13 protein-coding genes are annotated in these 14,204 nt (G+C 75.8%); 12 read left to right on the top strand and 1 reads right to left on the bottom strand.

The window, feature by feature from the left end; all coding sequences use genetic code 11:
- Positions 1-6: 6 nt before the first annotated feature.
- From LG396_RS16125 to LG396_RS16090, 8 genes are all read left to right on the top strand, one after another.
- Positions 7-1,209: a quinone-dependent dihydroorotate dehydrogenase gene (locus tag LG396_RS16125; protein ID WP_225795303.1), complete on the top strand. Its 1,203-nt coding sequence runs from the start codon at positions 7-9 to the stop codon at positions 1,207-1,209.
- Positions 1,206-2,084, top strand: coding sequence for an orotidine-5'-phosphate decarboxylase (gene pyrF, locus LG396_RS16120; protein WP_225795302.1), 879 nt, complete (start codon positions 1,206-1,208; stop codon positions 2,082-2,084). The genes LG396_RS16125 and pyrF overlap by 4 nt, the downstream gene beginning before the upstream one ends.
- Positions 2,085-2,291: 207 nt before the next feature.
- Positions 2,292-2,615 (top strand): integration host factor, encoded by a 324-nt coding sequence (locus LG396_RS16115; RefSeq protein WP_018836707.1) that lies wholly within the window; start codon positions 2,292-2,294, stop codon positions 2,613-2,615.
- Positions 2,616-2,653: 38 nt separating this feature from the next.
- The gene (gmk, locus tag LG396_RS16110) at positions 2,654-3,247 is read left to right on the top strand and encodes a guanylate kinase (protein ID WP_051642434.1); all 594 of its coding nucleotides are present in this window, start codon (positions 2,654-2,656) and stop codon (positions 3,245-3,247) included.
- Between the two features lie 31 nt (positions 3,248-3,278).
- The gene (gene rpoZ / locus LG396_RS16105; RefSeq protein WP_018836705.1) at positions 3,279-3,551 is read left to right on the top strand and encodes a DNA-directed RNA polymerase subunit omega; all 273 of its coding nucleotides are present in this window, start codon (positions 3,279-3,281) and stop codon (positions 3,549-3,551) included.
- A gap of 90 nt (positions 3,552-3,641) precedes the next feature.
- Positions 3,642-4,889 carry a bifunctional phosphopantothenoylcysteine decarboxylase/phosphopantothenate--cysteine ligase CoaBC gene (gene coaBC, locus LG396_RS16100; protein ID WP_225795301.1) on the top strand — a complete coding sequence of 416 codons (1,248 nt, stop codon included), beginning with the start codon at positions 3,642-3,644 and terminating at the stop codon, positions 4,887-4,889.
- A gap of 216 nt (positions 4,890-5,105) precedes the next feature.
- On the top strand, positions 5,106-6,317 hold the full coding sequence (gene metK / locus LG396_RS16095) for a methionine adenosyltransferase (protein WP_018836703.1): 1,212 nt from the start codon (positions 5,106-5,108) through the stop codon (positions 6,315-6,317).
- A gap of 104 nt (positions 6,318-6,421) precedes the next feature.
- The gene (locus tag LG396_RS16090) at positions 6,422-8,557 is read left to right on the top strand and encodes a primosomal protein N' (RefSeq protein WP_225795300.1); all 2,136 of its coding nucleotides are present in this window, start codon (positions 6,422-6,424) and stop codon (positions 8,555-8,557) included.
- Positions 8,558-8,971: 414 nt separating this feature from the next.
- On the opposite strand, the gene LG396_RS16085 is transcribed toward LG396_RS16090, so the two are convergent.
- Positions 8,972-9,487, bottom strand: a complete 516-nt coding sequence (locus LG396_RS16085; RefSeq protein ID WP_037742161.1) for a hypothetical protein — start codon at positions 9,485-9,487, stop codon at positions 8,972-8,974.
- 301 nt (positions 9,488-9,788) lie between these two features.
- Between LG396_RS16085 and fmt the strand changes: the two genes are divergently transcribed.
- The 4 genes from fmt to LG396_RS16065 all read left to right on the top strand — a co-directional run bounded on the left by fmt (position 9,789) and on the right by LG396_RS16065 (position 14,192).
- Positions 9,789-10,742 (top strand): methionyl-tRNA formyltransferase, encoded by a 954-nt coding sequence (gene fmt / locus LG396_RS16080; RefSeq protein WP_037742159.1) that lies wholly within the window; start codon positions 9,789-9,791, stop codon positions 10,740-10,742.
- Positions 10,743-10,784: 42 nt separating this feature from the next.
- A complete protein-coding gene (locus tag LG396_RS16075; protein ID WP_018843073.1) occupies positions 10,785-12,203 on the top strand; it encodes an RsmB/NOP family class I SAM-dependent RNA methyltransferase in 1,419 nt (472 codons plus the stop codon).
- A 142-nt stretch (positions 12,204-12,345) separates the two neighbouring features.
- The gene (gene rpe, locus LG396_RS16070; protein ID WP_027746469.1) at positions 12,346-13,035 is read left to right on the top strand and encodes a ribulose-phosphate 3-epimerase; all 690 of its coding nucleotides are present in this window, start codon (positions 12,346-12,348) and stop codon (positions 13,033-13,035) included.
- Positions 13,036-13,175: 140 nt separating this feature from the next.
- Entirely contained in the window at positions 13,176-14,192 is a 1,017-nt protein-coding gene (locus LG396_RS16065) for a sugar-binding transcriptional regulator (RefSeq protein ID WP_037730003.1), read from the top strand.
- The last annotated feature ends 12 nt before the right edge of the window (positions 14,193-14,204 follow it).

Raw genomic sequence — 14,204 nt, 5'->3', positions numbered from 1 at the left:
TCCCTTATGTACCCCTTGCTCTTCCGCAGCGCCCTCGCCCGGATGGATCCGGAGCGGGCCCACACCATGGCGTTCGCGGCCATCCGCGGCGCCGCCGCCGCACCCGGCGTGCGCAGCGCGGTCCGCGCCGCCGCCGCGCCCCGCCACCCGGAGCTGCGCGTCCGCGCGCTCGGCATCGACTTCCCCGGCCCCTTCGGGCTCGCCGCGGGCTTCGACAAGAACGCGGTCGGCGTCGACGGGCTGACCATGCTCGGCTTCGACTTCGTCGAGGTCGGCACCGTCACCGCGCGCCCCCAGGCCGGGAACGAGCCGACCCGGCTGTTCCGGCTGATCCCCGACCGGGCGCTGGTCAACCGGATGGGCTTCAACAACGACGGCTCCGCCGCCGTCGCCGCCCGGCTGGCCCGCCGCCGCCACGGGCAGCGCACCCCGTACCGGCCCAACGCCGTCGTCGGCGTCAACATCGGCAAGACCAAGGCCGTCCCCGAATCGGGTGCCATCGCCGACTACGTCACCTCCGCCGAACGGCTCGCCGGCCACGCCGACTACCTCGTCGTCAACGTCTCCTCGCCCAACACCCCGGGCCTGCGCGACCTCCAGGCCGTCGAGCACCTGCGCCCGCTGCTCGCGGCGGTCCGCGCCGCCGCCGACCTCCCCCAGAGCCCTGAGGGCACGGGCGGCACCCCCACCGCCGGCGGCACCGCCCCGGCCGCGGCGCCGGGCGCCTCCGGGCGCGTACCGCTGCTGGTCAAGATCGCCCCCGACCTCGCGGACGAGGACGTCGACGCGGTCGCCGACCTGGCCCTGGAGCTGGGCCTCGACGGCATCATCGCCACCAACACCACCATCGCCCGCGACGGCCTGGCCACCCCGGCGGCCCGCGTCGAGTCCATCGGCGCCGGCGGCCTGTCCGGGGCGCCGCTGCGCCGCCGCTCCCTGGAGGTGCTGCGCCGCCTCTACGCGCGCGTGGGCGCCCCCGGCGAGCACGGCATCGTGCTCGTCGGTGCCGGCGGCGTGGAGACCGCCGCGCACGCCTGGGAGCGCATCCTCGCCGGCGCCACCCTCGTCCAGGGCTACACCGGCTTCATCTACGAGGGCCCGCTGTGGCCCCGGAGGATCCACCGCGGCCTGGCCGAGCTGCTGGCCGCGTCCCCGTACGCGACCCTCGCCGACGCCGTCGGCGCAGACGTCAGGAAGGCGACCGCATGAGCCCCGAGACCGCCGCGACACCCGCGCCCTCCGAGGCCTCCGAGCCCTTCGGTGTCCGGCTGCACCGCGCCATGGCCGCCCGCGGCCCGCTGTGCGTCGGCATCGACCCGCACGCCGCGCTGCTGGCGCGCTGGGAGCTGCCGGACGACCCGGCGGGCCTGGAGCGCTTCACCATGGCCGCCGTCGAGGCCCTGGCGGACCGCGTAGCCGTGCTCAAGCCGCAGTCCGCGTTCTTCGAGCGCTTCGGCTCCCGGGGAGTCGCCGTCCTGGAGAAGGCCGTCACGGCGGCGCGCGCGGCCGGCGCGCTGGTCCTCATGGACGCCAAGCGCGGCGACATCGGCTCGACGATGGGCGGCTACGCCGCCGCGTACCTCGACAAGGACGCCCCGCTGCGCTCCGACGCGCTGACCGTCACGCCCTACCTCGGGTACGAGTCGCTGCGCCCCGCGCTGGACGCCGCCCGCGCCGCCGGCGCCGGGCTCTTCGTCGTCACGCTCACCTCCAACCCGGAGGGCGGCGAGGTGCAGCGCGCCTCCGTGCACGGCGCGCACGGCGCACGGACCGTCGCGCAGACGATGCTGGACCACATCGCCGCCGAGAACCGCGGTGCCGAGCCGCTCGGTTCGACCGGCGCCGTCATCGGCGCCACCCTCGCCGAGGCGGGCGCCGACCTGGCCGTGAACGGCCCGCTGCTGGCCCCCGGCATCGGCGCCCAGGGCGCCGCGCCGGCCGACCTTCCGCGGCTCTTCGGGGCCGCGCTGCCCCAAGTCCTGCCGAGCGCAAGCCGGTCGGTGCTGGCGCACGGACCCGATATCGCGAGGCTGCGGGCGGCGGCCGAACAATTGGCCGATGACGTACGGAACGTATCCTCATAAACCGGGTGATATACCCAGAACTTGTCGCGGAACTTGAGTCTGACCAGGACTTTTCGTCTGTTCTCGCTGACTGGCGCCTTCTCGGCCGCTAGTCTCCGTCATCAGAGCGCGGGCGCCAGGGCGTTGCTCGTTGCTCCGCAGGTGCGGGGCCACTAGGTTCCACACCGTTCCATATCCGATTAGTTCGACATCCGAGGTGACGTAGGCGTGGCTCTTCCGCCCCTTACCCCTGAACAGCGCGCAGCCGCGCTCGAGAAGGCCGCAGCGGCTCGCCGGGAGCGCGCCGAGGTCAAGAATCGGCTGAAGCACTCCGGCGCTTCCCTGCACGACGTCATCAAGCAGGGCCAGGAGAACGACGTCATCGGCAAGATGAAGGTCTCCGCCCTGCTTGAGTCCATGCCCGGCGTGGGCAAGGTGCGCGCCAAGCAGATCATGGAGCGGCTCGGCATCTCCGAGAGCCGTCGTGTGCGCGGTCTGGGCTCCAACCAGATCGCCTCGCTGGAGCGCGAGTTCGGCAGCACCGGTTCCTGACGTTCCGAGGCACTCCGGAAAACCGGGATAATCGCTGCATGAGTACAGCCTTCTCCCGGGGGGCGGCCCCCGTCCCGCCGGCAGATCGTCCGCGGCTGACCGTGCTCTCCGGCCCCTCCGGGGTCGGCAAGAGCACGGTCGTCGCGCATCTGCGCAAGGTCCATCCCGAGGTGTGGCTCTCGGTGTCCGCGACGACCCGCAGGCCGCGCCCCGGCGAACGGCACGGCGTCCAGTACTTCTTCGTCAGCGACGACGAGTTCGACAAGCTCGTCGCCAACGGCGAGCTGCTGGAGTGGGCGGAGTTCTCCGGCAACCGGTACGGCACCCCGCGCGGGCCCGTGCTGGAGCGGCTGGACGCCGGCGAGCCCGTGCTGCTGGAGATCGACCTCCAGGGGGCCCGGCTCGTCCGGGAGAGCATGCCGGACGCGCAGCTGGTCTTCCTCGCCCCGCCGAGCTGGGACGAGCTGGTGCGCCGGCTCACCGGGCGCGGCACGGAGCCGCCGGAGGTCATCGAGCGCCGGCTGGCCGCGGCCCGTACGGAGCTGGCGGCCGAGCAGGAGTTCGACTCGACGCTTGTCAATACCTCCGTCGAGGACGTCTCCGCCGAGCTGCTAGCCTTGATGCAGGTTTGATTCGTGAAGTTTCACTGGAAGGCTGGATAGGTTGTCCTCTCCCATCACCGCGCCCGAGGGCATCATCAACCCGCCGATCGACGAGCTGCTTGAGGCGACCGACTCCAAGTACAGCCTCGTGATCTACGCGGCGAAGCGCGCGCGGCAGATCAATGCGTACTACTCCCAGCTCGGCGAGGGCCTGCTGGAGTACGTCGGCCCGCTGGTGGACACCCACGTGCACGAGAAGCCGCTGTCCATCGCGCTCCGCGAGATCAACGCGGGTCTGCTGACCTCCGAGGCCACCGAAGGCCCCGCGCAGTAGGCATCCCTCATCCAACGGGCCCGGCAGCGCGGCTGCCGGGCCCGTGGTGTGTCATGGGGGGAGCAGACGACGAGCGGCGGGGAGCGGGACATGGCGGAAGCGTCCGAGGAAACGGCAGCGGGGGGAGCGGCGGCGCCGGCCGAGGTGGTGCTGGGCGTCAGCGGCGGCATCGCGGCGTACAAGGCGTGCGAGCTGCTGCGGCTCCTCACCGAGTCGGGCCACGCGGTACGGGCCGTGCCCACGGCCGCCGCGCTGCACTTCGTCGGCGAGGCCACCTGGGCGGCGCTCTCCGGCCGCCCCGCCGCCACCGAGACCTGGGCGGACGTGCACGAGGTCCCGCACGTACGGATCGGCCGGCGGGCCGACCTCGTGGTCGTCGCCCCCGCCACCGCCGACCTGCTGGCCAGGGCCGCCCACGGGCTGGCCGACGACCTGCTGACGAACACCCTGCTCACCGCCTCCTGCCCGGTCGTCTTCGCGCCGGCCATGCACACGGAGATGTGGGAGCACCCCGCCACCCGGGCCAACGTCGCCACGCTGCGCGCCCGCGGCGCCGTCGTCATCGAGCCCGCCGTCGGCCGGCTCACCGGCACCGACACCGGCAAGGGCCGGCTGCCGGAGCCGGCGGAGATCTTCGAGGTCTGCCGCCGCGCGCTCGCCCGCGGCGCCGGTGGCCTGGCTCCCGACCTGGCCGGCCGGCACGTCGTCGTCAGCGCCGGCGGCACCCGCGAGCCACTGGACCCCGTGCGCTTCCTGGGCAACCGCTCGTCGGGCCGGCAGGGCTACGCACTGGCCCGTACCGCCGTCGCCCGCGGCGCCCGGGTCACGCTGCTGGCCGCGAACACCGCGCTGCCCGACCCGGCGGGCGCGGACATCGTCCGCGTCGGCACCACCGTGGAGCTGCAGGAGGCCGTGGTGAAGGCCGCGGCCGACGCCGACGCCGTCGTCATGGCCGCCGCCGTCGCCGACTTCCGCCCCGTGACGTACGCCACGGGCAAGATCAAGAAGAAGGACGACCACGAGCCGGACCCGATCGGGCTCACCCGCAACCCCGACATCCTCGCCGGGATCTCCGCCGCCCGGCCGCGCGCCGGGCAGGTCGTCGTCGGCTTCGCCGCCGAGACCGACGACGTGCTCGCCAACGGCCGCGCCAAGCTCGCCCGCAAGGGCTGCGACCTGCTCGTCGTCAACGAGGTGGGGGAGACCAAGGCGTTCGGCGCCGAGGGCAACGAGGCCGTGGTGCTCACCGCCGACGGGCACGAGGTGCCCGTGCCGTTCGGGCCGAAGGAAGCGCTGGCCGACGTGGTGTGGGACCTCGTAGCGCAAAGGCTCGCCTGAGTCACCCCGGACGACACTCCGGGCAGATTATTGCTGCTTTACGGGCTGACTCCTGCGGGAACCTGCGGTTCCCCAGGTCAACCGGCATCCAGGGACCGAGACGGGTTGTCCCCTGGGCGAGGCTCCCGGATAAAATGGCCCCCGGGCCCGTCCCGGGAGCGCCCGGCCCGGGTCCGAACCGATCAGCCAGCAGCCGCTGCAACCATGGGGAGCGATGTGTCCCGCCGTCTATTCACCTCGGAGTCCGTTACCGAGGGCCACCCCGACAAGATCGCTGACCAGATCAGCGACGCCATCCTCGACGCCCTTCTCAAGGACGACCCGCACTCGCGAGTCGCCGTCGAGACGCTGATCACCACCGGCCAGGTGCACGTGGCCGGCGAGGTGACCACCTCCGGCTACGCGGACATCGCGACCCTCGTGCGGAACAAGATCCTGGAGATCGGCTACGACTCGTCGAAGAAGGGCTTCGACGGCGCCTCGTGCGGCGTCTCCGTCTCCATCGGCGCGCAGTCGCCGGACATCGCCCAGGGCGTGGACACCGCGTACGAGAGCCGCGTCGAGGGCTCCGGCGGCGACGACCTCGACCTCCAGGGCGCCGGCGACCAGGGCCTGATGTTCGGCTACGCCTGCGACGAGACGCCCGAGCTGATGCCGCTGCCCATCCACCTGGCGCACCGGCTGTCCGCCCGGCTCAGCGAGGTCCGCAAGAACGGGACCATCCCCTACCTGCGCCCCGACGGCAAGACGCAGGTCACCATCGAGTACAACGGCGACAAGGCGGCCCGCCTCGACACCGTCGTCGTCTCCTCGCAGCACGCCTCCGACATCGACCTCGACTCGCTGCTGACGCCCGACATCCGCGAGTTCGTCGTGGAGCCGGAGCTGAAGGCCCTCCTCGACGACGGCATCAAGCTGGACACCGAGGGCTACCGCCTGCTGGTCAACCCCACCGGCCGGTTCGAGATCGGCGGCCCGATGGGCGACGCCGGGCTCACCGGCCGCAAGATCATCATCGACACCTACGGCGGCATGGCCCGGCACGGCGGCGGCGCCTTCTCCGGCAAGGACCCGTCCAAGGTCGACCGCTCCGCCGCCTACGCCATGCGCTGGGTCGCCAAGAACGTCGTGGCCGCCGGGCTCGCCTCGCGCTGCGAGGTGCAGGTGGCGTACGCGATCGGCAAGGCCGAGCCGGTCGGGCTCTTCGTCGAGACCTTCGGCACCGCCACGGTCGACGTCGAGAAGATCGAGAACGCTATCTCCGAGGTCTTCGACCTCCGCCCCGCGGCGCTCATCCGCGACTTGGACCTGCTGCGCCCGATCTACTCCCAGACCGCCGCGTACGGCCACTTCGGCCGCCCGCTGGCCGACTTCACCTGGGAGCGGACCGACCGCGTCGACGCGCTGCGCAAGGCCGCCGGCATCTGAACCCCTTCTTCGTGCGCGCCGCAGCCCCGGACCCCGGTCCGGGGCTGCGGGCCGTCCGGCGGGCTGTCGGCGGAGGTGTCCGCGGTGTCTGGTAGGACGGAGGGGTGAGCAGCGACGACGGCCGGGAGCCGGCACCCGAGGGGGGGGAGCAGCTCGCCCTCATCCGGGAGACCGTGCGCAAGGCCAAGGGCCCCCGCGCCCTCCCGCGCACCTGGCGCGGCGCCGCGCTCGCCGAGGAGCTGCCCGTCGCCCGCGTCCTCGTCGACAAGGGCCTGCTCCACCTCGACCGCCTCTTCGACTACGCCGTGCCCGCCGCCATGGACGCCGAGGCGCGCCCCGGCGTGCGGGTACGCGTCCGCTTCGGCGCCGGCGAGCGCGAGGGCCGCCGCGAGGGCGGCGGGCTGATCAACGGGTACGTGGTCGAGCGCGTCGCCGACAGCGACTTCCCCGGCGCCCTCGCGCCGATCGCCCAGGTCCTCTCGCCCGAGCCCGTCCTCGGGGCGCAGCTCCTGGGGCTGTGCCAGGCCGTCGCCGACCGGTACGCGGGAGCCCTGGCCGACGTCGTCCAGCTCGCGCTGCCGCCGCGGATGGCGCGCGCCGAGAAGAAGCCCTCGCCCGACCCCCTCCCGCCGCCGGACGCCCCCGACCCCGCCGGCTGGGCGCGCTACGCCAACGGGCCCGAGCTGCTCGCCGCGCTGGCCGACGGCACCGGTCCGCGTGCGGTGTGGACGGCGCTGCCGGGGCCCGGGTGGCCCGACGAGCTGGCCCGCGCGCTGGCCGCCACCCTGGCCGCCGGCCGCGGCGCCCTCGCCGTGCTGCCCGAGGGCCGCGCCGCGGCCCGCGTCGACGAGGCGCTGACCGCCCTCGTCGGCCGGGGCCGGCACGTGCTGCTCACCGCCGACGCCGGACCCGAGGCCCGCTACCGCCGCTGGCTCGCCGTCAACCGCGGCGCCGTCCGCTGCGTCGTCGGCACCCGGGCCGCCGCCTTCGCGCCCGTACGGGACCTGGGGCTCGCCGCCATCTGGGACGACGCCGACACCTCGCACGCCGACGACCACGCCCCGCAGCCGCACGCCCGCGAGATCCTGGCCCTGCGCGCCGCCCGGGAGCACACCGCGCTCCTCGTCGGCGGCCACGCGTGCAGCGTCGAGGCCGCGCGCTACGTCGAGAGCGGCTGGGCCCAGCCGGTCGCCGCCCCCCGCGAGACGGTCCGGGCCGCGGCCCCGCTCGTCCGCACGGTCGGCGACAGCGAGCAGGCCCGCGACGCGGCGGCCCGCGCCGCCCGGCTGCCGACGCTCGCGTGGCAGGTCGCGCGGGAGGGGCTGCGCGCCGGGCCGGTCCTGGTGCAGGTGCCCCGCCGCGGCTACGCGCCCCGGCTGGCCTGCGCCCGCTGCCGTACGCCCGCGCGCTGCGTGCGCTGCGCCGGGCCGCTCGTCGGCGAGGGCCGCGCGGAGGCGCTGGTGTGCGGCTGGTGCGCGACGCGGGAGCACGCCTGGCGCTGCCCCGAGTGCGGCGGTACGCGGCTGCGCGCGCAGGTCGTCGGCGCCCGGCGGACGGCGGAGGAGCTGGGGCGGGCGTTCCCGTCGGTGCCGGTGCGCACGTCCGGCCGGGACCACGTGCTGGCGCAGGTGCCGGACACCCCGGCGCTGGTCGTCAGCACGCCCGGTGCGGAGCCCGTTGCCGAGCGCGGGTACGCGGCTGCGCTGCTGCTCGACGGCTGGGCGCTGCTGAACCGCCCGGACCTGCGGGCCGGGGAGGAGGCGCTACGGCGCTGGCTGACCGCCGCCGCGCTGGTCCGCGGCTCCGCGGCGGGCGGGGTCGCGGCGGTCGTCGCGGACCCGGCGCAGCGTCCCGTGCAGGCCCTGGTGCGCTGGGACCCGGCGGGCTTCGCCCGCACCGAGCTGGGGGAGCGGGCGGAGCTGGGCTTCCCGCCGGTCTCCCGGATGGCGGCGGTCTGGGGACCGGGGGAGGCGGTCACGGCGTTCGTCGGCGACGCGGAGCTGCCGCCGTCGACGGAGGTGCTGGGACCCGTACCGGTGCCGGAGTCGCCCGCGGGCCCGCGGGGCGGGGCGGGCGGCGGCCCGGGGCCGGGGGAGTCGTGGGAGCGGATGCTGCTGCGCGTACCGCCGGGCCACGGAGCCGCCCTGGCGGCGGCCCTCAAGGCGGCGCAGGCCGCCCGCATGGCCCGCCGCACGGGCCCGCCCCTGCGGATCCGCATCGACCCCCCGGACATCGGCTGAGCCGAGCCCTCGCCGGGCAGGCAGGCCGGGGCGGAGGGTCCGGAGGCCGGCCGGGGCGGCGGGTCGCCCGGGGAGTGCGCGCACGGTGCGGCACATGGGCGTCGGCGGGCTCCCGGGGTCATCAGTGCCGGGAGCCGCGTGTCGCCGGTACGGCCGGGCGGGCACGCCGGAGCGGCGGGGCCCGGGGCGGTTCGTGGGCCGGGCCGCAGATGGCGGGCGGCACGGTCCGGGGCCCTGCCGGGCCGTTCCGCCCGGGGGCGGAGGGTCCGCGGGCGGTCAGGGTTCGTCCGCGGATACGCCGGTGGGGCCCCGGCGACGCAGGTGCCGGGAGCGGTCCGGGAGCCGCGTGCCGTCGGCGCCGGGCCGCGCGCCCGTGCGGGTGGCCCTGCCGCTCGCGGTCCCGGCCGGCCGCCGTCAGGACTGCGTGATCGCCACCGCGTCCGTCTGCTGGGCCGACGTGCCCGTGCCGGGAGCCGGCCGGGCCGCCGGCACGACGGGGAGCGTGCCCGCCGGCAGCCGGGACTCGCCGGGAGGTGCTCCCGCGGCCTCGGCGGAGCCGGCCTCGCGCGGCGCCCCCTGCTGCGCGCGGCGGGTGCCGTAGCGGCGGTGGACCGCCTGCTTCGTGACGCCCAGGGCCGAGCCCACCGCGTCCCAGGAGAAGCCGAGCGAGCGGTCGAAGTCGACGGCCGCGGTCACCAGCGTCTCGACGCTGTCCCGCAGCTCCTGGGCGAGCCGCACCGTGGGCGCCGGGGCCCGCCCGTACACGACGAAGCCCGCGGACGGACCCGTCCGCCGGGGGCGGTAGACGTTGCCCAGCTGGGCGGTGAGGGTGCGGAGCGCGTCGACCTGCCTGCGCACCCTTTCGATGTCCCGCACCAGGAGCTGCAGGCTCGCCCGCGCCTGGGCGTCGTGGCTTGCGTGGTCGGCCATGGAGAAGCCTCTCGAACCGGCGTCGTTCGGATCGGGCCGCAGAGCGGCCCGTTTCGGTCACTTTTCACTTTCCTGACTGAGCAACGCGACACGGACGCGGCGGTCACGGGTCGGGGGCGCGCGCTCCGCGTCCGGGAGCGTGCGGCCGACCGCACGCCCCGGGCGTATCCGGACCCTGACGTTCCGTCCGTGCCCGCCCCGGGCCGGCCTGCACCGGGTCCTAGACTTGGCGCACCGCCGCGGCGCCGCCTGGCCGCCCCGCGACGCCCCCCCGTAGCAGCCGAGAGGACCCGCACCGCCCATGAGGCTCGTTTTCGCCGGTACGCCCGAAGTCGCCGTCCCCGCCCTCGACGCCCTCCTCGCGTCGGACCGGCACGAGGTCGTCGCCGTCGTCACCCGGCCCGACGCACCCGCCGGGCGGGGCCGGCGGCTGGTGGCGAGCCCGGTCGCGCAGCGGGCCGAGGAGGCCGGCATCGAGGTGCTGAAGCCCGGGCGGCCCAAGGACCCCGAGTTCCTGGACCGGCTGCGGGCCATCGGCCCCGACTGCTGCCCCGTCGTCGCGTACGGGGCGCTGCTGCCCAAGCCCGCGCTCGACATCCCCGCCCACGGCTGGGTCAACCTGCACTTCTCGCTGCTGCCCGCCTGGCGCGGCGCCGCGCCCGTGCAGCACGCGATCCTCGCCGGCGACGAGGTGACCGGGGCGACCACGTTCCGTATCGAGGAAGGGCTCGACTCCGGGCCGGTGTTCGGCGTGGTCACCGAGCAGGTGCGGCCCACCGACACCAGCGGCGACCTGCTGACCCGGCTGGCCATGGCCGGCGCCGGGCTGCTCGCCGCCACCATGGACGGGATCGCGGACGGCAGCCTGGAGGCCGTGCCGCAGCCCGCCGAGGGCGTGACCTCGGCGCCGAAGATCCAGGTGGCGGACGCGCGGCTGGACTTCGGCGCCCCCGCGCTGCGCGTCGACCGCGTGGTCCGCGGCTGCTCCCCCGCGCCCGGCGCGTGGACGACGTTCCGCGGCGAGCGGCTGAAGGTCCGCGCGGTCGCGCCGCGCCCCGAGCGCACCGACCTGGCGCCCGGCGAGCTGGCGGTGACGAAGTCAGCGGTGCACGCCGGCACCGGTTCGTACGCCGTGGAGCTGCAGTGGGTGCAGGCCCAGGGCAAGCGGCCGATGGCGGCGGCGGACTGGGCGCGCGGCGTGCGCGTCGCCTCCGGCGAATGCCTCGGCGACGGACCGGAGCCGGCCGGGGCGTAGGCTTCCGGTGTACGCAACTGCCAGCCCCGGAGCACATTTCACGTGAGCGACCAGCAGCGCCGTCGCCGGCCCGCCAAGCCCTACCGCAGGCCGCAGAAGGACCCCGTACGGATCCTCGCCTACGACGCGCTCCGCGCGGTCGACGAGCGCGACGCCTACGCCAACCTCGTGCTGCCGCCCATGCTCCGCCAGGCCCGGCAGCAGAGCGGCTTCGACGCCCGGGACGCGGCGCTGGCCACCGAACTGGTCTACGGCACGCTGCGCCGCCAGGGCACGTACGACAGGATCATCGCCGAGTGCGTCGACCGCCCCCTGCGCGAGGTCGACCCGGAGGTGCTGGACGTCCTCAGCCTCGGCGCCCACCAGCTCCTCGGCACCCGCATCCCGTCGCACGCCGCGGTCTCGGCGACGGTCGAGCTGGCGCGCGTGGTGCTCGGCGACGGCCGGGCGCGGTTCGTCAACGCCGTGCTGCGCAAGATCGCCGCCCGCGACCTCGACGCCTGGCTGGCCGAGGTGGCGCCGCCGTACGCCGAGGACCCCGAGGAGCACCTCGCCGTCGTCCACTCCCACCCCCGGTGGATCGTCTCCGCGCTCTGGGACGCCCTCGGCGGCGGCCGGGCCGGGATGGAGGAGCTGCTCGCCGCCGACAACGAGCGGCCCGAGGTCACCCTCGTCGCCCGCCCGGGGCGGGCCGCCCCGGCGGAGCTGAGCGGGCCGGACACGCTGCCGGGGCGCTGGTCCCCGTACGCGGTGCGGCTGGCCGAGGGCGGCGACCCGGGCGCGCTGGACGCGGTGCGCGACGGGCGGGCAGGGGTGCAGGACGAGGGCAGCCAGCTCGTCGCGCTGGCGCTGGCCAACGCGCCGCTGGAGGGGCCCGACACCCGCTGGCTCGACGGCTGCGCGGGCCCGGGCGGCAAGGCGGCGCTGCTCGCGGCGCTGGCCGCGGAGCGCGGCGCGGCGCTGGTGGCGGCGGAGAAGCAGCCGCACCGGGCCAAGCTGGTGGCCCGCACGCTGGCCGGCAACCCGGGCCCGTACCAGGTCGTCGTCGCCGACGGCACCCGCCCGGCCTGGCGCCCCGGCGGCTTCGACCGCGTCCTCGTCGACGTCCCCTGTACGGGCCTGGGCGCCCTGCGCCGCCGCCCCGAGGCCCGCTGGCGCCGCCGCCCGGAGGACCTGGAGGGCTTCGCGCCGCTCCAGCGGGCGCTGCTGACGGACGCGCTGCGGGCCGTACGCACCGGCGGCGTCGTCGGCTACGTCACCTGCTCCCCGCACCCCGCCGAGACCCGCGCCGTCGTCGACGACGTGCGGAAGGCGTCCGGGGCCCCCGCCGCCGAGCTGGTCGACGCCCGCCCGCTGCTGCCCGGCGTACCCGACCTCGGCGACGGCCCCGACGTCCAGCTCTGGCCGCACCGCCACGGCACCGACGCGATGTACCTCGCGCTGCTGCGCCGCACCGACTGACGCCCCGACGGCCCGCCGCCCGCGGCTCCCGGGGCGGCGGACCGGCACCGAACCGACATTCCGGCCCACGCACGGTGAACAAGCAGTGGCAGCACGGGTACCGCGGCCCTGGCCCCGGCGCGGGCATGGCAGGCTGGGGGGCATGGCAGTCCAGATCAACCCCAGCATCCTGTCCGCCGACTTTGCCCGTCTCGCCGAGGAGGCGGACGCCGTCTCGGGTGCCGACTGGCTCCACGTCGACGTCATGGACAACCACTTCGTGCCCAACCTGACGCTCGGCGTCCCGGTCGTCGAGTCGCTGCGCCGGGCCACCGACACCCCCCTGGACTGCCACCTGATGATCGACGAGCCGGACCGCTGGGCCCCCGCGTTCGTGGACGCGGGCGCCGGCTCCGTGACCTTCCACGCCGAGGCCGCCGCGGCCCCGGTGCGCCTGGCGCGCGAGCTGCGCGCGAAGGGGGCGCGCGCCGCGATGGCGCTGAAGCCCGCGACCCCGGTCGAGCCGTACGAGGACCTGCTGCCCGAGCTGGACATGCTGCTGGTCATGACGGTCGAGCCGGGGTTCGGCGGCCAGGCGTTCCTGGACATCATGCTGCCCAAGATCCGCCGCACCCGGGAGCTGATCGCCAAGCACGGCCTGGAGCTGTGGCTCCAGGTCGACGGCGGGGTCTCCGCGCAGACCATCGAGCGGTGCGCGGAGGCGGGCGCGGACGTGTTCGTCGCGGGCTCCGCGGTGTACGGGGCCGAGGACCCGGCCGCCGCCGTGCGGGCGCTGCGCGCCCAGGCGACGGCGGCCAGCGAGGGCGCGGCCTGGGCGGCGGGCTGCCACTAGCGTCCGCGTACCACCGGCTCCGGCCCGCGCCCGCGGCCCAGGCCTGCCCGGAGCCGGCGCCTCCGGGCGCGGATCGTGAAAGTATTGAAGACGGAGCAGCGCCTTCGAGCAGCGCCGCTGGGGAGAGCAAAGGAGATCTCGTGTCGACGGGCCGGACGGCTGCGCGGATGGGACCCGCGGAGCTGGTGCAGGCGGCGGCGATGGCCCGCCGCTTCTACCTCGAGGGCAAGTCCAAGATCCAGATCGCCGACGAGTTCGGCGTGAGCCGGTTCAAGGTGGCCCGGGTGCTGGAGACCGCGCTCGAACGCGACCTCGTACGGATCGAGATCCGCGTCCCCGCCGAGCTGGACGCCGAGCGCTCCGACGCCCTGCGCGCGCGCTTCGGGCTGCGGCACGCCGTCGTCGTCGAGGCGCCGGCCGACGCCGTGCCCGACACCCGCGACCCGGAGAACCTCGGCAGCGTGGCCGCCGACCTGCTCGCCGAGCTGGTCACCGAGGGCGACGTGCTGGGCCTGGCCTGGGGCCGGTCCACGATCAACATGGCGCAGGCGCTGCACCGGCTGCCCCCGTGCACCGTCGTCCAGCTCACCGGCGTGTACGACGCGGGCACCGCCGAGCGCGGCTCCGTGGAGGCGGTACGCCGCGCCGCGGAGGTCGCCGGCGGCGAGGCCCACCCCATCTACGCGCCGATGCTGCTGCCCGACGCGGCCACCGCCACCGCGCTGCGCAGCCAGACCGGGGTGGCCCGCGCCTTCGAGTACTTCGACAAGGTGACCGTCGCCGCCGTCTCCATCGGCTCCTGGGAGGAGGGCATCTCCGCCATGCACGACATGCTCTCCGAGGACGAGCGCGCGCACTACGCCTCGCTGGGCGCCGCCGCCGAGATGTCCGCGCACCTCTTCGACGCCGAGGGCCGCCGCATCGGGCGCGACCTGGGGGAGCGGTGCATCACCGTCGAGGCGGACCGGCTGCGCCGGATCCCCGAGGTGGTCGCCATCGCCGGGGGCGCGCGCAAGCGCGAGGCCATCGTGGCGGTGCTGCGCTCCGGCCTGGTCACCAGCCTGGTCACGGACACCGTCGCCGCTGACTACCTGCTGGACGAGGTGGCGCCGGGCCGCCGCCCCGCCCTGGACCGCGCCGACCCGGACGACCTGTAGCACCGCGGGGCG

Origin of the sequence: Streptomyces aculeolatus (assembly GCF_020400605.1) — a bacterium.
GTDB lineage: Bacteria > Actinomycetota > Actinomycetes > Streptomycetales > Streptomycetaceae > Streptomyces > Streptomyces aculeolatus.
This window is presented reverse-complemented; position numbering and strand designations above follow the sequence as displayed.